The organism is Paenibacillus contaminans, assembly GCF_003285015.1.
Classification (GTDB): domain Bacteria; phylum Bacillota; class Bacilli; order Paenibacillales; family NBRC-103111; genus Paenibacillus_V; species Paenibacillus_V contaminans.
In genome coordinates, this window is record NZ_QMFB01000027.1 from 22,450 (window position 1) to 40,490 (window position 18,041).

Below are 18,041 nucleotides of genomic sequence, written 5' to 3' on the forward strand. Positions count from 1 at the left end.
GCCTTGCCCTCTGTCGAGTACGGATGTGCGATCATTGGATTTTGTCCAATAGAATCGCTTTGTTCGGGTGAGCAGCCCCTCTTCTATTGGATTTCGTCCAGCAAAATGCCGCCAAATCTTTCGAAACGCCTGCAAGATTCGTATTGACTGCGACCCCATACCCCCTATAATGGTAGCATGACACCGCGTAGTACAGCCTCTTTTCGAAGCGGTATCAGGTGAATATCGGTAAAGGAAGGGACTTGTATGCAAGTTTCGCCAGATGCTTTCCGCCTCGTTCATTTGCTCACGACACTGAGGCTGTCCGAATTCGAATGTGGGACTTCCACGCTAGGTACGTATCGCGGCAAAAGCTACTACACTTCCATTCGCGTCCAGCCGTGGGCATTGCTGACTCAAATTACCGAAGGGCCTTTACAAATTACGCTGGCGCATGAAACGTTTATCGTGAATCCGGGGCAAGCGCTGTATATACCGGCCAATCAGCCTTACACGTTGCAACTGATCGACCGCGACATCGTCTCGCACTGGCTTAATTTCAATTTCACTGTATTTGAACATTTTCCCCTGCTCGAACTGCTCGATGTTCCTTTTGTATCCCCTGTATCCGTTGGAAACGAGGTAAGGAGGCTGCAAACGCAAATTAACGAGGTCGTTCATGCTGAGCGGTCTGATCCCGGCGAGCTTCTACGCACAGCCAGCCTTGTGAAGCAGCTTATGTACGTCGTGCTGGAGCTGGTCATGTCATTTTCTCGTTACAAATCCGGGGGCATTGAGAAAATCAGTAAACTTCAGCGTTTCCAGCCGGTACTCGATTATATCGAAAGCCATCTGAATGAGAAAATAACCATACCCCAGTTAGCCGGCCTGATGTTCATCTCTACATCGCATTTCCATAAAGAGTTCCAAGAGGCGTTCGGCGTTTCGCCGTTGCAATATATTCAATCGCAGCGATATAAGAAAGCGCAATCGTTGCTGGCTACTTCCGATTTGACGATCCACGAAATCGCAAATCGGGTCGGCTATGAACAGCCGTTTCCATTTAACCGCTTTTTCAAATCGCTGTACGGCGCAAGCCCCGGCCATTACAGGAAAATGATGATCGAGCGGTTTAACTAAGATGTTTCGCCATTGGACTGTTTGATTATCAATCTAATGACGGGGCGGGCATGGTGATTGGCGGCGGATCCTGTGCCGTTTCTTTTTTTTCTTTGAACCCTTTGTACTTATATGACTTTTCCGGCTCATTGCAGGTCGTATAAAAAACAGGATGTGCATCAACATCCTCGGATTTCATATCCCTATTCTCCAATGCAGCGGGCTTAACCTGCATATATTTTTTCAACGCAATATCCGAATTGTAATCATCATTGTCATCATGATTGTAATTAATCTTTTCATCATAAGCATGCCTGCTGATATACTGGTCGGATGCCTGGTCATACACATATTCCGCGGCATCCAATTCGAAAAACAACTTATAATGATTATTGGCGAATAATACATGCCCCTTTTCTTGTGCTCTGAAGTAGTCGTTTTTTAGCTGCTCCGCATCCTGCCATTCATTTCGGCCATCCTCATCATCCCGCTGCATTTCATATACTGTAGCTGTGAGTGTCGTCCTAAGCGCTGCAATATCTCCTTCGGTAGTTATCCTTACGTCAAAAGGTTCCCGGTAGTAGTCGGGTTTATTGTAAAACATAATAAAATCGTTATAGTCCTTATCCGGAATATAGGATTCGGTATTGTACGGCTGCCGATACCAGTATTCATCAAAGATATGAGTAAGCGTTATCCGCTTCGGTACATGGGAAGTATCCCACACATACGGCGTGGAAAAGCAATTCGCGTTTTCGTTAAACACGCGCTTTGTGCTTCCGTTATCAAACTGAATGAATGTAGTCCCGCGCTCAAAGCCTTTAAAGTTTACTATTATTCCATTGGTTATGTTTTTGTTTTTGCGCCCGTATATAACGAAAGTATGATCCGGTTTGTCAGGGTAACACCTGAGCCGATCCTTTTCAAATTCATAGCTTCCAAATATCATTGTCGCATAGCCATACAGCAAAAACTTCCCATCTTCAAACAAGTAAATCCCTTCAGTGGTGCCGCCATACTTCCCGCTGACTTTTTTACGACACAAAATGAATCACATCCTTTGGTTCATTCTATTCAGGGTCTGCCCACCATTGCTTATAATTGTTCTTCTCAATCCACATTTCACTCATTCTTTCAATCCATTCACTTTCACTTACCCCATCCTTATTTACTTTATCATAAATCTCAACAAAATCTGTTTTTGTCACGACACACTGTTGAATTTGAGCGATCACGCCTTTTCTGCTGAACAAAACATGAACAGCTACTATTTCAAACGGAGTTTCCCTTTTGTAAATGTAGAGCCAAGTTTTCATAGCTTGGAGCACTTTACCGGGAAAACTTACTGACAACAAAAAAACACTCCCCGATTACGAGAGTGTTCATGGTATAATATGGATTTTACAACCCAACTTGTGGTGTTGGCCCCCTCCGGAAAGGAGGTGTGGCCTATGGATACTTTCCAAACGATCATGTCTTTCCTAGCGTTCGGGACTTTCCTTGTGGCGCTGCTGACATACATCGATAAACGAAAGTAACCCACCCAGGTTGAACGGCCTAACGGTGGGTTACTTCTCCGATTTTCCACCCAGGAGGGTTTCCCCGCCCAAGTAAGTTGTGCAGGAACCGGGATTAGGCCCCCGGTTCTGTTCTTATTTATAAGCATAACATGAGTGATTCATACCTGCAATTGTTTTGACTTTAATTAAATCATTGAAAAAGCTGCAGCTTTCCCAGAGACAGCTCCTCCAATCAGCCAAACTCCCGATGCAGCTCTTGCAGCTTGAGCATACCGTAGTTTTGACATATGCGATTGAGCTCGTCCCGAACTTCCATTAGAGCGAAACCTAACAAATTTTGACCTCTCCATTCCAATGGATTATCGATTTTCTCGTCATCCGCGGACATGCAAATTCCCCATATTTTATCGTACGGACTGGGTTCCACTAGTATTTTGTCATCTGTCTGCAGCAGAAATTGCATGAGCTCCTCATTCTGCAGAAACTTGGCAAAATTGCCTTTCAGCACGACGGAGTATCGTTTCCCCGCCCATTTGTCCCCATCAAAGCCGCGTACTTTCCTGCCCAGCTCCTTGATTTCTTTCGGATTATCGCTCTTCAATATCTTCTCCAGCATCTCTTCGTCATCAAAAAGCCGGGCCTTCTCCGCCATCATGTATTGCTCCATGCAGCAGTAAGTATACATCTCATCGTCAAAATCCGCTTTCCACCACTGGCTCATGCAAGTTTTTGTAATAGAGTCGTCTCCGCTTGGCTGATGCCCCCAGAAATAAAGATACTTAGCTTTTTTGCCTTTCCGGAAATTCTCCTGTACCCCTTCTAAAGAATAAGCAGGCTTTCCATCCGCATGCCAAAGAAGATCGCCATCTTCGTCATAAAGATCTTCATCGGCATACTCTTCTTCGTACCAGCCAAGCCAGCCTTTCGGGGCGGGAAATCGTTGACGAAACGTATTTCGCTCCTCGACGGTTAGAGCGGAAAACCATTTTCCGAAATGCATGACATAATGCTCGCCATACCCCATTCGCCAGCCGATGCTGTATCTACTTATGTGCGGGTACATCAGCCACAGAGGCGCCATCGGATTCCCGATATCATATGCCATTCAAGTGTTCCCCCAAATCCCAAAATTGTTTTCCCTCATCTTGATATTCTACTATAAACATACGCCATCAATAGCGAAATGTCTCTTACGGCTGCACGGTTCCCGATTCAGAATCACTCCTCAAACCGACCCACAACCTTCCCGGCCTCATCCGCCCCGCCATAAAAACGAGTCGTCCCGTCTTCCAGGTACAACAAGCTGTTGGTTGCCGACTGCTCCATTTCTTCCAGCAGATGCGTACTCATAATAATCACGCTATGAAATGCCAGTCTGTTGATCGCGCTTTTGAAAAATAACTTCTCTTGGTTGTCCAGCCCTTCAAACGGTTCATCCAGTATGCAAATCCGGGGCTGGTTGATGAGCGCTTGGATCAAGCCTATTTTCTGCAATTGTCCTCCGGAGAGCGTCCGCAGTTTTCTCGCTCTAAGCTCATACAAGCCGCTTTCCTTGACCCACTTCTCGATTGTCGATTTTACCAGGCTGCGAGGAATGCCTTTATGAAAAGCCATGTAAGTTAAGTATCTTTCTATCGTCATATCCGAATGGCCGGTAAAATGCTGAGGCATAAAGCCGATCATCGATCTGACTTCCTCGACGCTTAGCTGCTTGCGGTACAGACCCGTTCGTTCGTCTTTGACCAGCCTCGTATATTCAATTTCACCTTGATCCGGCGATATCGCAGTGGCGATGAGCTTTAAGAGCGAGCTTTTGCCCGCTCCGTTTTTTCCGATGACATACGTAATTCCCGTTGTGAACGTACAAGTCGCATCGCTTATGTTTCCTTTCAAATACTCCACGTTGTTCAAAACGATCCTTACGCTCATTGGAGATCCCTCTTTAGGTTATTCTTCAAAAGCACGCTGCATAACAGCAAACCGGCAAGCCCTGCCATGCCGACAGTCATCCCTATAACATGTTCATTCCAAGGCAACTGAAACATGGAGAGCGTTTTGCCGCCCCGGTCAAGCAGCATTTGACTAAGCCAAACGAACAGCGTGACCATAACGCCCGCCCTATGTCCGAGCCACATGGCGCATGTAAACCCGATTGTCCCGAAGAAGAAAATAGGCATAAAGGAGCCCAGCACATACGAAAACGAGCTTTCTCCCCCTAGAATCAAGAAACTCAAAGGCAGCGTAATCGCAACCTGCAAAGCCATAACGATGATAAAACGGGCGAACATTTGATGAGTCAAGGAGTAATAGCTTAGCACTTCTACGATGTCGTTCCCTTTGTTTCTCGAGCGGAATGCATAACCCATCACGGCGATCATGACGAGCGAGCCGCCTTTCATCCACGCCAAAAGACCGCTCATCTCATTTCCCGTACCCGCGTTAATCATTACGGATAAGAGCAGCATGACGATTCCCGTCAGCAGCCAGCTTCTCAACCCGTAAAAATTCCACTGCGCCAAAAACAAACCGGCCAGCTTCGAAGCGTCGGATTGCGCCGATTGGGCCGCCTCCAGCTCAGCGCGTAAATCGGCCGGCTTCGTTTCCTCCGTCTCTTTGATCCTCGCAAGCAGCCGAAACGTCTGCTCCGTCGTCGGTTCGGGGGACGTATAACGTTCGAACCGGTTTTTCCATTGTTTTTCTAAACGCGACAGCTCTTGATCCTCACTCATTTGCCCCCGCCCCTTTACGATCGTCTTCTATCAGTATGCCTTCCAAGTACTTCAGCCCGCGTGCCATGCGGCCTTTAACGGTGTTAACCGGAATGTCCAGGGTCAGCGCGATCTCGGCATATTTCAAATCCTGATAAAACCGCAAATAAAGGACGGACCGGTATTCGAACGATAATTGATTCAACGATTCGATCATCCACTTCCGTTCAACCTGGCGGTCGATAATCGAATGGACTTCCGCCATCCGCTCTTCGCCTTTATCCGTAACATGCTCCCGCTGCGTGGAGGCTTTCCTCCAATAATCTTTGCAACTGTTCGTAGCTATTTTGTACATCCATGGCTTGAACTGGTCGGGAACGTAACCTTTTTTGCCCTGCTGATAGATTTTAAGAAAAGTTTCTTGAACGATGTCTTCCGCCAGCTTCTCGTCCTGCAGCAATCGATAGGCATAACCGTACAAAAGCTTATGATACCGGAAAACGAGCGTATCCAGAGCCGAGTCATTGCCGAACGACAGCTGTCTCATGTAGTCTTCATCTTGCATTTCAGCAACCCCATTTCTCCGCCATACTCAATCTGTCTTCCGGTTAACATACACAATGGCTAGCACCGTCGAAAGCAACCCCAGACCGATATAAAATAGCCGGTTATAAAGGATCCAAGGCTCGGTTCCGGCAAGCAGGCTTCCGTTCAAGTACGCATAAACGATCTGCAGCTCCAACAAAGCTGGGCTGGCATGCTGCAATAACGCGCCGCCATTTAATGATAGTATCCATAAAACCAATCCCGCAAATAATCCGCCGAGAGAATGTTTTCCAACTACGACGGCAAGCACTACGGCTCCGCCGATCCCTATATACACCGGAATAGTAAACAATAGACTCTTCCATACCAAACCGCCGGCAATCGGCGTCAACCCGATCGTCACCAAGCACAATAAACCGGCAAAAAGTATCAACGACAGCAGTGCTCTTTCCGCAATGAGCTTCCACCTGGCAATCGGGTACGTGATCAGCTGTCCGATAAATTTCGAATCGAAATCGATGGAGAAACACCACTGCAAAATAAACACATACAACAGCACCGCTGCTTTTTCATAGAACATACCGGTTAAGGAATCGATTCTGTACGATAGCCAGATGCAGGATACATACGCCGCCACTGGGAACAGCACCATCAGGATCACGGCAGGAAACGACCTAAACCAAAGCTTCAGCCAAAGTCTCAGTCTAATCGCGAACCCGTTCATCGCTTTGCTTCTCCTTCATAGCTTTTCAAAGCAGTCTCCAGGTTAAATTCAGCCTTATCTTTAAGCCCATCGTATTGGGAGAACACATAGTTAACAGCTTTAAGGAATTGCTCTCCGCTGTTTTCCTCAAACCGATTTAGCATCTCTATCCGATTAGCCGCTTCAGCAGGCAATTGTGACCGCCAATCATGCGCATACCAGTCGCCGAATCGATCGAAGCCCTTGTCCAACTGAAAATGCTTCATCAGTCCCCATGTTATTGCGCTCTGAAGAATATGCACATCTTCGCCTAATGAAGGGTTATCGTGGATAAGATCGGTTGCTAAAGCATAAACCATCACTGAGGGATCCGCATATTTGATGTCATAAAAGTCCCAAGCGGCAAACTCCAGGCTGGGCGTAAATTGCGCCATTTTGCTGTGATCGCTGCCCAAAATATAAATGACCTTCGGCGCCATGCCAACGCCCAGCCACTCCTCGATATAGTCCCAATACTTGAGATACATTTCGGTTGTTTTCCTTGCGCCGACCAAAACCTCGGGATGCCCTACCACTCGAGTCTGATCGACCGTTACTTCCTGCAAATTTCCTCCGACGAGCGACAAGCCGTACCGGGACGTTCCTTTGTAGGAGCCGTCCGGTTCGCGCGGTATCGTAAGAGCCATCGGGACGCCGTCTTCTTGACCCTTGATCGTAACGGTAAATGCAGTCGGGCTGTCTTCAACCAGTCCGCCGTTTTTGAGTTCGAATTGTACATAGGTAGGATCCATTCCGCGCACACTTCCGGCTAATGCACGTTCGCCGATTAACGGATACCAGCTGGCCTCTTTGGGGAGGTAAACCCGGCCGGATTCGATAAAAGAATGCGCCAGCAAGCCGTCGGAACGATACTGCTTCATATCCCCCTCGTAATTCAGGTTCAAATCGAACCGTTCATTCGGTTGAATGCCGTTAGGGAAACGGATTCGGATGAAGTCCTTTTCCCGGGAACAAGTCATTTCCACGCTGCCCGAGCATTCCGTTACGGCTAACCGGTGATGCAAAGTAAGCGAAACATCGTTAACCGGCACATCCCCGTTATACGCGATCGATAACCGGCTGTCGGCCTCAATCCGGTTGTCGGACGGAAACAACACGTTTAAATCCGTACGGTCTATTGCAAAAGGATAGTTCGGACGCTCCCCTTGAGTGCTTGTGCGCAAGAACGCGAACTCTTCCTCCCGGCTTGCAAACAAGTATTGCTCGCCCGTTTCGATATATTGCTCAAGCGCGCTGTCATATTGCGAATACCGGATTCCGCTAATCACGACCGCGGGTATCACTAGAATGACCGCCAATGTCATCGATATGCGCTTCTCGATTTTTAGCCTGCGGTGAGGGTGAAACAGCAGCAGCGCAGCGAGTATGACAATAACACCTAACAAAAATACGGCCAGTTGGTGGAGCATTGCGCCGTCGAAAACGCCGTTGATCCCCCAGATGCTTTGATAAGGAGTAGCGATATACATGGAATCGTACGGTGTCGCCAGATTCAGCCTCGGATTGACGTAAGCAAAGCCGTAGCTGTTAGCTTGAAGCAAGAAGACGGCTCCCAGCAAGGCCGGAATGCAGATGTAGGAAAGCGTATTTTTCATCCAAATACCGAACAGAAAGCCGATCGATACGAGCAGGAAGTAAGCTCCCTCCACTTGCACGAAAACATACATCAGGTTTTGGAGCCGCTCCTCCGCTCCCATACTGCCGCTTAGAAACCAGATCCCCTGAACCAGCAGCGTCATAGCCGTGAGGCCAAAACCGTATGTCTGAGCGGCCAGCCATTTCCCGGCGATCCATGCCGTATTTTTCACCTTGTAGGTGACTGCCAAATATTCGAATTCGCTTTCGCGATCCTTCCCCGCCATATAGACGGCGAATAAGCCCACTACTAGCAGGTTCACCATCAAGATCCATTGAAAGTTTCCGTAGAAAACGGCGGCGATTTCCTCATAATGAACCGGTTCGCTCTCGTACATGCAAATAACGTATCCCCAGCAAATCAACTGGATGGCCAAAGGGAGCGCCAAATAAGGGTTCCTGCATAACAAACGCATTTCATTGCGATAAACGAGTTTGATCATGCTCATGCCGTCACCCCATTGATGACCGCCATATATCCGTCTTCAATCGTCGGCTGCACGGCCGTGGCATGGACATGCGGGGGTTCTTTCGCTATCACCCGGAAGACGGCATGGTTCATTTCCCTTCGGCTGGAAATGATCGCATATTCTTTTTCCGCCTTGTCATAGTTGGCGTACGGCACCTGAAGCTCCCAAATGCAGCCTGCTGCTTTTTGCGCCAGACCGGCGGTTGTGCCTTGGTATAACACTTGCCCTTTATTGAGGACTGCCGCTTTCTCGCAGCTGGATTCGATATCGCTGATGATGTGGGTGGATAAGATGATGGTATGGTCTTTGCTCAGCTTTTCGATCACATTGCGGAAGCGAATGCGCTCGGACGGATCGAGTCCCGCAGTCGGCTCGTCCAGCATGATGAATTTGGGCTTTCCGAGCAGCGCTTGCGCGATCCCGAGCCGTCTCGTCATGCCGCCCGAGAAGCTTTTGATTTTTTTGTCGGCATGCGGCAGCAGGTTGACCTCGTCCAGCAGCCGCTCCACTTGTTCGGACCGTTCGCGGTGATTCGTCAGCCCCTTCATCGATCCTGCATAGTGCAAAAATTCTCTGCCCGTAAATTGCGGAGGCGCATGAAAATGCTGCGGCAAATAGCCGAGCAATCCCCGAACCTTGTCTCCTTGCTTGGCCAAATCTAAATCATAAATCGTCACTTGCCCTTCTTCATAGGGAAGGATCGTACTAAGGATTTTCATCAGCGTCGTTTTGCCGGCGCCATTAGGCCCTAGCAGACCGAATAACCCCGTCTCGATTTGCAGATGAATATCCGATAACGCCGGTACGCTTCGATACGCTTTGTTTAATCCGTCTATTTTGACCATGCACATAGGTTTCTCTCCCCGTGATCGATTTCCTCACCTTAACACGAGTAGCGGGATGAAATGGTTACATATAAACAAAAAAACTCAAGCCGGCCGACAGCTCGAGTTATTTTCTCTATCAAATCCAAACGCTGGATAAGAGCATAAACAAGCATCTAAAACCGCTCATATGCTAGGGTAATAGAGGGGAGATGGACAGCATGAGTTATCCGAGCGCCACCATGCAGAGCAAATGGGTGAAGACGAAATGGCTGCTAACAAGCCCAAATATGCGAAAATATATTCCTCAAACCTTGCTTTTCAGCCGAAGCAGCCTCAGCAGCATGCTTTTGCAATATTCAACGGTTTATTTCAAGCCTACCGGCGGGACGGGTGGTTTCAATATTTTTCGTATAACGAAGCTGGAGAACGGCTATCAAATCCAGCATAACTCGGTGAAAACCCGGTACGCCACATTCGACGCTCTCTACGGACAGCTGCTCAAACGCGCCAAGGCCCGCTCCTACTTGCTGCAGAAAGGCATCAAGCTTGCCGCGACGAACGGAAGGCCTTTTGACATTCGCGTCATGGTACAAAAAACGAACAAGGGTGTCTGGGAGAGTACTGCGCTTTTCACGAAAATCGGCGTGCCGGGCAAGGTCGCGACAAACTATAACCAGGGCGGCGAGGTAAGTTATTTCCGGCAAACGCTGTCAGGTGCGGGATTCGGCAAAGCCGACATCGACCGGATTGAAGCGGAGCTAAGGCGTCTCGGAAAATCCGTCGGAAGGCTGTTCGACCGCCATAAACAAGGCTTTCGAGAACTCGGCCTCGACGTAGCCTTGGACAGCAGCGGCAGAGCCTGGATTCTTGAGGTGAATACGAGGCCTCAATTTTACCCGCTGAAGCATATGGGGGCTAAACGCATGTATCGCCGCATTATATCCTATGCCAAGCAATATGGAAGGAAGAAATAGGCTCCCAGCTATGCTATAATCAGAAAGCAATAGAATAGGCTTGCAAGGGCGGTCGGCTAGTCTCCCGGAAGGGAGGTGATGCCTGTGGAGGTTAAAGACGCTTTGACGCTCATGATCGGCTTCGGTTCGCTGCTTATCGCGCTGCTGACGTTGGTTGTGGCCATCTTCGTCGCAATTAACCGCAACACAAAGAAATAGGCCGCCCTTTCACCGGGGAAACGACCTATTTCTGGGGTAGTACCTGATTGAAGCCACCGCCCTTAAAAGCGGCTATTGCTCGGAGAGTCGTGTTACCAGCACGGCTCTCTTTGCATTGTATACTCGTTATGACTTGATTATACCACGTGCGTATCAAGATGTTGATCGAAAATTACAGGATGTCGAATATAAATTAACCGTACATTCAACTTCCTTACTGATTTATCCTACAACACATCAGCCCTATTAATAGTTTTGACCGCCAAATATGTGATGAAAGCGCCGATTAGAAAAAACAAGATAGAATATTCATGTACTATTATGTATATTTATACTGTATTATTATGTATTGCCGTTAGGCTTGCAAGATGAGCTATGTAAATCAGAAAGCCTGTTAGGGAAGGTGATAAAAGATGATTTTGATAGACGAATCGAAGTCTCTGGAAGATTATTTGGCGGAAACGGAAGAAATTGATTTTAGTCACCCTTCCATTAAAGAAAAAGCGTCCGAGTTATTTTCCGCATCGTCTAATGAAGACGATTTTGTGAAAAAAACGTTTGAATTTGTTCGCGATGAAATCTCTCATTCATGGGATATCCAAAGCTCGCGGGTAACATGCAGGGCCTCGGAAGTACTTTATTTTAAAGAAGGCATTTGTTATGCAAAGTCTAATTTACTGTGCGCTCTATTAAGGAGCAAACGGATTCCGACCGGTTTTTGTTATCAGCGGCTCACAATCGGCGCGACACCGGATACGGGGTACTGCATCCATGCTTTGAACGCCGTTTACCTGAGCTCCGTAGAACGCTGGGTTCGCCTGGATGCACGGGGAAATAAAGCCGGCGTAAATGCGGAATTCTCTTTAGGCGATGAAAAATTGGCATTTTCGATAAAGGAAGAATACGACGAAGTTGATTATCCGCAAATCTATACGCTGCCGAACCCAAAAACGACAAATGCATTAAAACAAAATAAGGATTGTATAGCTATGTATCTGCATGGCTTGCCAAGCAGTTTGTAGGTATCGCGTTTGCAAACCGCAGCCGCTGGGATACTGAGGAGTTGGCTCTGATCGCAACGGAAAGCAGAGCGTTTGGCCGATCGCGGGCGTCTCAGTCCCAGCCTTTCCCCTGGATCCTCCGCCCTATCCCCTCTATGAGCTGCCGCTATTATTCAGGATAGCATACACTTCATTCTTCTCCGTGTTATAATGATGTGAAGTTTACCAAGAGGTGTCATTTATGGGGCTGTCGATCTGGCTGGATCTCTATATGTTTTTCCTCCTGTTCGTTCTTTTTGCTTACCTGTTCGTTTCCGTTACCGTTACTAATTTGCATAAGTCTTATTTTTATTTCCATTTTCTCATGATGCTGTGGCCCCTTTTCCAGTTTGCAATCAAAATAACGGAAAATCCCGCGATACAGCTGGTTTATGTCAAACTTGCATTTGTCGATTTGTCTTTGCTTGGAGCCGGATGGCTCGTTTTTACTTTCTTTTTGACCGGACATACGGCATTGCTTCGGAATAAAAAAGCGTTCCTGTTTTTCATCCCGGCTTTGCTGACGTCGGCAGGCGTATTTGTCAATTACCGCGGCATGTTCGTTCAACCGTTTGACGGCGCCTACATTAATCGGTATTACGGGCCCTTGTTTTGGATAGTGATCCCGGTGCTGCTCGGTTATCTGCTGGTGCCTCTGTTTATACTGGCAAAAACCTTCGCATCCGCCCAAGCTCCGCGCACGAAGCGGAAAATAAAGCTGGTGCTCATAGGCATTGTGGTCTTACTGGCTTCCGCTGTATTTGATATTTTCATAAATGTCATTTACTTTTCATCGGCCATGATCGTTCCCGGTTTGACGTCGCTTGGCATCTTCGTGTCCGCCATCTTTTTTGTCATTGCGATTCGCCGGTACAAAATGCTCGACATCGTTACGATTGCGCACCAAGATGTGATCGACACGATTGCCGACGGCATCCTGGTATTGGACGAGCACGAACGCGTTATGGAAATCAACCGCTCGTTTCGGCCCTATCTCGATCTGCGCTTGGGAGAACGGTTTGTGATCGAGTCCTTTCTCAAATTTTCATGCGGCGAACCGCAAAGAGAGCAGTTTCTGCAAACATACCGGGAAGAGCCGCTGCGTACAGCCCGTATTGACATTATTGCCGAAGAGGCCGATAGACGGTATATCAGCCTGCAAACGGCCCCGATCATTCTAAACAAGGTCAGGGTAGGACGCATCGTAACGCTGCAGGACATAACCGAAGTAAGACGGCTTGTGAATGACCTGGAGCGCTTGGCCGTCACCGATAGCCTGACAGGCTGCTATAACCGCCATTATTTGACCCAGCATTTGGAAAGCGACATCATGCTGCATGTAAGGGGCCATCGCCCGTTCGCCATTTTGCTGCTGGATATCGATTTTTTCAAGCGGATCAATGACCAATTCGGCCATCTGGCAGGAGATGAAGTGATCGTCTGGACGGTGGATACGATACGGCGAACCATCCGGCAAACCGATAGTATCGCGAGGTTCGGCGGGGAAGAGTTTATGATTTATTTGCCGGATACCGCTCCAACGGAAGCGGCTATTCTGGCCGAACGAATAAAGGCCTCTATAGAAACGGGTCAAGCTGCGGTCGAAAACGGGGCTTATCGGTTGTCGATTACCGTGAGCATAGGCTTGCTTTCCGTCGATACGTTCGAAGGAGGGCTGCAAAGCAACCCAAACGGGTACATTACGCAGCTGTTTACCTTAGTGGACGAAGCCTTGTATCAGGCGAAAAAGAACGGCCGCAACCAGGTCGTCGGTTCGGCCGCCTTCGCAAAACGATCGATCTCTTGAGCAGGATCGATGCTTCATCGCTATTCGTCGGTTTTACAAATCCGTAATTGGCCGCCGGCACTCCCCGGACAACGGCCGTTTCCAATACAGGGCTGCCGTATGGCGGCCCTTCGCTTCGTTATCGGGCGTTTTTCGTCCGTTTACACCAATGATTTGGGACTATAAAGCCTTTGGGCGCGAACATAGTCTATTGGTACATTCACAGGTATATCCAGGAAATATTCCAGCTGCCACGACTGAGTCTTTTGAGCCTGGCGGCTCGCAGGCTTGTCCCAAGGCGGGTAAACGCGTATTGCTCTTTTACCGCCTTTCCCTTTACTGGATACTATATCCTGCTCGCATAAAACTGCTTTTGGAAATATAAATTGGCCGAAATCGCTGCCATTGCGTGTACTGATAACGAAGAAATCGGCCGGATCCGACACGTCATAAGGCTGGATCGGTCCATCCCCCACTCTCTCCCATAACGTCACAAATTGCCCGATCTTTGTCGGCGTGATTTTTGCAACACGAAACCTAATGGCGAGAGCGTTCAAGTTAAACACATACGCCCCATATTCCGCATTTTGCGCTTCCGGGAGCGGTCGGGAGCAATCAAACCTGCACGGGTTATAAACAAGATCCTTGGCGGCAATTAAGTCGCTATGTATGGGATCGTAGGAACGCCAGTCTTGATGACTCGGGCTTATTTGATCATCCATCTATTCCAATCCCCCGCGTAGTTCCATGATGAAATCCATTGCTAGTCCTAATGTTCACTATCTTAATGCAATCATAACCGGTTCACAAGTTCCGTTCAGCTAAAATGGGAACGACGAACAGGCTGCCGATGGCAGCCCGTTCAACAGCGGTTTAACAGTATCGATCGGTTTATTGTGTTTCAGCTATCTGCATGCTTTCACCATGCTGATCAGTCCCCTCAAGACACGGTCAACCGCTTATGGAGGGAGTTGCACTCATCTGATCGCTAACTGCCCACCGCACTTTTCGGTTCTGCTTGAATACCGCTTTTCAATTTAAACAGCGGAACCAGAACCGCTGCACCCACAAGGAAGAATAAACCTGCGATTACGTACAACGGAACGAGCGAAATCGCGTTTTTGATGGCGCCGGACAGCATCATCGTAACAACCATCGAGCCCATGAACAACGGATTCAGAATGCCGTTTACCCGGCCGATGAACGACTCCTTCGTATTTTGCAAAATCATCGTATTGATCCCGATCTGAATGCACGGCAGGACAAAACCGCTTACGAACTGGAGACCTAGCGTGAACCAGTAATTCGACGAGAACCCCATACCCATCATCGTCAAGCTGTCGACTACCATGCCGAAAGCCAGAAGCTTCTGCGGCGATACTTTGCTTGATAGACTCATCGCCAGCACGCCGCCGATAATCATCGCTATACCGTTGACCAATAGGAACCACTGCAAATAATCCTCCGGCTTCCCAAGCCGCTCCGTAATGAGGAAGATGCCCATCGGCTGAATAAGACCGAGGCCAAGCCCTGCAGCTATGAAGCCGCCGCCAAGCTTACGGAGTATCGTGCTGGACCATACGTAGCGGAACCCCGCCTTAATGTCCTCCAATACCTGCGACTTTTGTTTCTCCTCTGCTTCTTGACGATCACGCGGCAGGAAAGCCAGCGAAGCAGCCGACAATAGAAAAGCGACGCCCATGACGCCGATTGCCGTCTCGATGCCGTAGCTCTGATACACGAACGTGCCGACAACCGGTCCGAAAATCATAAATACCGCGAACAACGTTTGATAAACCGACATGCCCTTCTGCACCAAATGCTCGGGCACATGCAGCTTGAACAGCTTCATGCCGGCGGGCTGTGAAAATTGAGATAAGATGGCCGAAGCTAACGTCGCGAAAAATACCGCTTTCCACGTACCGTTCGCCATTGCAAAAAGCACTACGAGGATGGAAACCGCACTTAATAAATCACACCACACCATCGTCTTTTTCGGCCGCCAGCGGTCTGCGAACGTCCCTCCGATAAACGAAAAGATGAAGATCGGCGCGAACTCCGCGACGGAGATGAGCGAAACGGCGAACGCGTCGTTATTCGTCATTTCTTTGACGTAGAACAGGATGGCGATATTTCGCACCCAAATGCCGATTTGCAAAAACAACGTGGACATCAAAATCGCTTGCACGAACCGGTTGCTTAGCAGCGAAGATGCCGAAGCAGATTGATTGGCCGTCATGAATCTCACCCGTTCCCTTTCCTTTTCCGATTTTCCTGTGTATACTTCATAAATTTTACCGGATGCGCCAATTTCCTAAAACGTTCACCGGAATGAAAGTTAGCTCCGTCCCGAGACTGATAAAACATTCATTTTTGCGGCAGCAAAAAGGCTGCCTTCTGAGATGACCGGCAGCCACAGTATGTTATTGAACGCTTCTAATTTGCCCGTTAAATGCTTTTTCGTATGGGGAAAGGAAGAGCAATGGGATTTCAACCGCTGTTGAAATCATATTTCGTTCATTTGTTTTTTCCTTTTCCAAACCCGTGTGCTGCAGTCCGATTTTGCCAAATTGGAATCGAGTTCTTATTCATTTTCTCGCTTGCAGTCCGAAAATGCCCACTTGCAGCGGCTTTTTGGCTCCTCGCACCGGTGAATCCAATCTCCAAGCAGGCAAATTCGGATTACAGCAAAAAGAAGCCTCGATTCCTTACTCCAAGTCGGCAATTTCGTACTACAACGTACAAAGGGGCTCCATACCAGCTGGTTTCTCGAAGTATTCCGACATTCAGCAGCTCCCCCTTTTTTTTCAGACACTCAAACAAACCGATTAACTCTTCAAAAGAAAAACCGAGATCAGCGAAAAACCGGCCTCGGTTTTTTAGTTGTAACGATCACAGTCTCAATGTTGATCGAGATAACCTTTTGTTTCGTTATCCGATCCGAATCAAAACGACGCCGTATCCCGGTATCTCCACATCCAGCATTCCTGCGCCGTTGTTGTCAAAGCTCACGGCCACAGACTCCGACGTTTGCAGCTCATGGTCGGAATCGACTCTGGAGAGCGTGCACGGCGGCGTAGAACCCGCTGCAACTCCGTCTAGAATGACCTTGCACGACGCGAGCTCCCCTTTGGGATTGCTAATGAGCACAGCCAGTTGCCCGCTATCGTCCGTACCTGCGCATGCATAGACGCCTTGAGCCGCGACCGCATCTGCTCCGTTTGCGTATGCACCGCCCTCGTCCGCCACCGCACCGGTTTCGGCTGTGAATGCACCGGCCTCGTTCACCACCGCATCTGCTCCGGCTGTGTGTGCGTCGGCTTTAACCGACGCCGTGTCGCCCACGATAAACGTACCAATCCCGCCTCCGACCGTAACCGCCACCCGATGCGGGTGCTTCACCAGCTCGTTAAAAGCGGCGAAGGCGTAGAACGTTTTCTGCGGGACGCCGTAATAATCGAATAAGCCACAGAACAATGCGCTTGGCTGGCCGTCGTAGTAATTGGCCGCGTCTACCCGGGCGTCCTGCAGGGCGATGAGTCCGGCTGCGCAGAAGGAGGCTCCTTCGACTCCTTTCGCCTTTTCGAACATATCGCGTCTCGCCTTGCCGCTATCCTTGGACCACAGCTTCTTTTTCCAGTCGCTCAAGTCGGCGTAATTCCACTCGTTCAAGTGAACTTCCACGTCTCCGTAACCATATTCGACAAGCCGCCCGTGCATCAACGCCGCATTGGCCGTCAATACTTCCACCTCGACCGTATACGTATGCCAAGAGAAGAAATCGAGCGGCAGCTCATGCTTGCGGCAGTAGGCGAGAAATCCCGGCAAAAATTCGCTCTCCAGCTGACTTACCGCAAAGCCGCCTATCTTCAGCTCCGGAAACCTCGCCTTGATCGCCGTCGCCGCAGCGCGGTACAGCTCGTAGTACTGCTCGGCCGTGCCCGACCACATCACGCCGGCATCCCCGTTGTCCGGCTCGTTCCATATTTCCCAGTATTCGATGTTGTAATGAAAGCCGTCGGCCCAGCCCTCGTTGTAGTGACGGACGATACCGAGGCAAATGCGCGCCCATTTATCGTAATCTTGCGGAGGATGAACATAGTACTTGATCTGCGTATGCTCGATGCTCTGGCCTAACCGGTATACGATCTTCGCCCCCGTATCCAGCACGGAGCGGATATACGTATCCGTACGGGAGAAGTCGTAGCTCGCCGGATCCTCGGGATCGCGCGAGAAGTCCGGGAACACGGCGCTAATATCGACCTCGCGCGGGTATGGCCAATTCGGGTCATGCAGGCGTACGAGCGGAATGCCCGCCTCCTCGTAATGATGGGAAACGTCGATCAGTTCGCCGTAGCAAACGGGACCGTTGTTGACTCCATGCAGCGCCTTAATCGTACCGCACCTTTGATTCAAATTAATTTTGATCTCCTGCAGCATGCAGCTCTCCTCCTATGTAACTGACTCCTTGCGATC

Annotated in this window: 18 protein-coding genes; 6 read left to right on the forward strand and 12 right to left on the reverse strand. The window is 49.0% G+C overall.

The window, feature by feature from the left end:
• The first annotated feature begins 246 nt into the window (after nucleotides 1-246).
• On the forward strand, nucleotides 247-1,119 hold the full coding sequence (locus DQG23_RS31830; protein ID WP_113035075.1) for an AraC family transcriptional regulator: 873 nt from the start codon (nucleotides 247-249) through the stop codon (nucleotides 1,117-1,119).
• Between the two features lie 28 nt (nucleotides 1,120-1,147).
• Here the strand turns inward: DQG23_RS31830 and DQG23_RS31835 are convergent, their stop codons facing one another.
• Both DQG23_RS31835 and DQG23_RS31840 read right to left on the reverse strand, forming a co-directional pair.
• Nucleotides 1,148-2,143 (reverse strand): preprotein translocase subunit SecD, encoded by a 996-nt coding sequence (locus DQG23_RS31835; protein WP_146762421.1) that lies wholly within the window; start codon nucleotides 2,141-2,143, stop codon nucleotides 1,148-1,150.
• 25 nt (nucleotides 2,144-2,168) lie between these two features.
• Complete coding sequence (locus DQG23_RS31840) at nucleotides 2,169-2,450, reverse strand: hypothetical protein (protein WP_113035077.1); 282 nt, start codon at nucleotides 2,448-2,450, stop codon at nucleotides 2,169-2,171.
• Between the two features lie 99 nt (nucleotides 2,451-2,549).
• Here DQG23_RS31840 and DQG23_RS43205 point away from each other — a divergent pair, with 99 nt between their 5' ends.
• Entirely contained in the window at nucleotides 2,550-2,636 is an 87-nt protein-coding gene (locus tag DQG23_RS43205) for a putative holin-like toxin (RefSeq protein WP_272949032.1), read from the forward strand.
• A 214-nt stretch (nucleotides 2,637-2,850) separates the two neighbouring features.
• Here the strand turns inward: DQG23_RS43205 and DQG23_RS31845 are convergent, their stop codons facing one another.
• From DQG23_RS31845 to DQG23_RS31875, 7 genes are all read right to left on the reverse strand, one after another.
• Nucleotides 2,851-3,723, reverse strand: a complete 873-nt coding sequence (locus DQG23_RS31845; RefSeq protein WP_113035078.1) for an NADAR family protein — start codon at nucleotides 3,721-3,723, stop codon at nucleotides 2,851-2,853.
• Nucleotides 3,724-3,836: 113 nt separating this feature from the next.
• A complete protein-coding gene (locus DQG23_RS31850; RefSeq protein WP_113035079.1) occupies nucleotides 3,837-4,547 on the reverse strand; it encodes an ATP-binding cassette domain-containing protein in 711 nt (236 codons plus the stop codon).
• Nucleotides 4,544-5,347 carry a hypothetical protein gene (locus DQG23_RS31855; protein ID WP_113035080.1) on the reverse strand — a complete coding sequence of 268 codons (804 nt, stop codon included), beginning with the start codon at nucleotides 5,345-5,347 and terminating at the stop codon, nucleotides 4,544-4,546. The genes DQG23_RS31850 and DQG23_RS31855 overlap by 4 nt, the downstream gene beginning before the upstream one ends.
• Entirely contained in the window at nucleotides 5,340-5,891 is a 552-nt protein-coding gene (locus DQG23_RS31860; RefSeq protein ID WP_113035081.1) for an RNA polymerase sigma factor, read from the reverse strand. Before DQG23_RS31860 ends, DQG23_RS31855 begins: the two co-directional genes overlap by 8 nt.
• 27 nt (nucleotides 5,892-5,918) lie before the next feature.
• Nucleotides 5,919-6,596 (reverse strand): hypothetical protein, encoded by a 678-nt coding sequence (locus tag DQG23_RS31865; RefSeq protein WP_113035082.1) that lies wholly within the window; start codon nucleotides 6,594-6,596, stop codon nucleotides 5,919-5,921.
• Nucleotides 6,593-8,719 carry an ABC transporter permease gene (locus DQG23_RS31870; RefSeq protein WP_113035083.1) on the reverse strand — a complete coding sequence of 709 codons (2,127 nt, stop codon included), beginning with the start codon at nucleotides 8,717-8,719 and terminating at the stop codon, nucleotides 6,593-6,595. Before DQG23_RS31870 ends, DQG23_RS31865 begins: the two co-directional genes overlap by 4 nt.
• Entirely contained in the window at nucleotides 8,716-9,591 is an 876-nt protein-coding gene (locus tag DQG23_RS31875) for an ABC transporter ATP-binding protein (RefSeq protein WP_113035084.1), read from the reverse strand. The genes DQG23_RS31870 and DQG23_RS31875 overlap by 4 nt, the downstream gene beginning before the upstream one ends.
• A 194-nt stretch (nucleotides 9,592-9,785) precedes the next feature.
• On the opposite strand from DQG23_RS31875, the gene DQG23_RS31880 reads away from it, so the two are divergent.
• The 4 genes from DQG23_RS31880 (at nucleotide 9,786) to DQG23_RS31895 (ending at nucleotide 13,586) form a co-directional block, all read left to right on the forward strand.
• The gene (locus tag DQG23_RS31880; RefSeq protein WP_113035085.1) at nucleotides 9,786-10,541 is read left to right on the forward strand and encodes a YheC/YheD family protein; all 756 of its coding nucleotides are present in this window, start codon (nucleotides 9,786-9,788) and stop codon (nucleotides 10,539-10,541) included.
• A gap of 84 nt (nucleotides 10,542-10,625) precedes the next feature.
• On the forward strand, nucleotides 10,626-10,739 hold the full coding sequence (locus DQG23_RS31885; RefSeq protein ID WP_113035086.1) for a putative holin-like toxin: 114 nt from the start codon (nucleotides 10,626-10,628) through the stop codon (nucleotides 10,737-10,739).
• A gap of 413 nt (nucleotides 10,740-11,152) precedes the next feature.
• Nucleotides 11,153-11,761, forward strand: coding sequence for a transglutaminase-like domain-containing protein (locus DQG23_RS31890; protein ID WP_113035087.1), 609 nt, complete (start codon nucleotides 11,153-11,155; stop codon nucleotides 11,759-11,761).
• Nucleotides 11,762-11,981: 220 nt separating this feature from the next.
• Nucleotides 11,982-13,586 (forward strand): histidine kinase N-terminal 7TM domain-containing diguanylate cyclase, encoded by a 1,605-nt coding sequence (locus DQG23_RS31895; protein ID WP_238178140.1) that lies wholly within the window; start codon nucleotides 11,982-11,984, stop codon nucleotides 13,584-13,586.
• Between the two features lie 140 nt (nucleotides 13,587-13,726).
• On the opposite strand, the gene DQG23_RS31900 is transcribed toward DQG23_RS31895, so the two are convergent.
• The 3 genes from DQG23_RS31900 to DQG23_RS31910 form a co-directional block, all read right to left on the reverse strand.
• On the reverse strand, nucleotides 13,727-14,287 hold the full coding sequence (locus tag DQG23_RS31900) for a MepB family protein (RefSeq protein WP_113035088.1): 561 nt from the start codon (nucleotides 14,285-14,287) through the stop codon (nucleotides 13,727-13,729).
• A 266-nt stretch (nucleotides 14,288-14,553) separates the two neighbouring features.
• Entirely contained in the window at nucleotides 14,554-15,804 is a 1,251-nt protein-coding gene (locus tag DQG23_RS31905) for an MFS transporter (protein ID WP_113035152.1), read from the reverse strand.
• A 692-nt stretch (nucleotides 15,805-16,496) separates the two neighbouring features.
• Nucleotides 16,497-18,005 carry a GH39 family glycosyl hydrolase gene (locus DQG23_RS31910; RefSeq protein WP_113035089.1) on the reverse strand — a complete coding sequence of 503 codons (1,509 nt, stop codon included), beginning with the start codon at nucleotides 18,003-18,005 and terminating at the stop codon, nucleotides 16,497-16,499.
• Nucleotides 18,006-18,041: the final 36 nt, after the last annotated feature.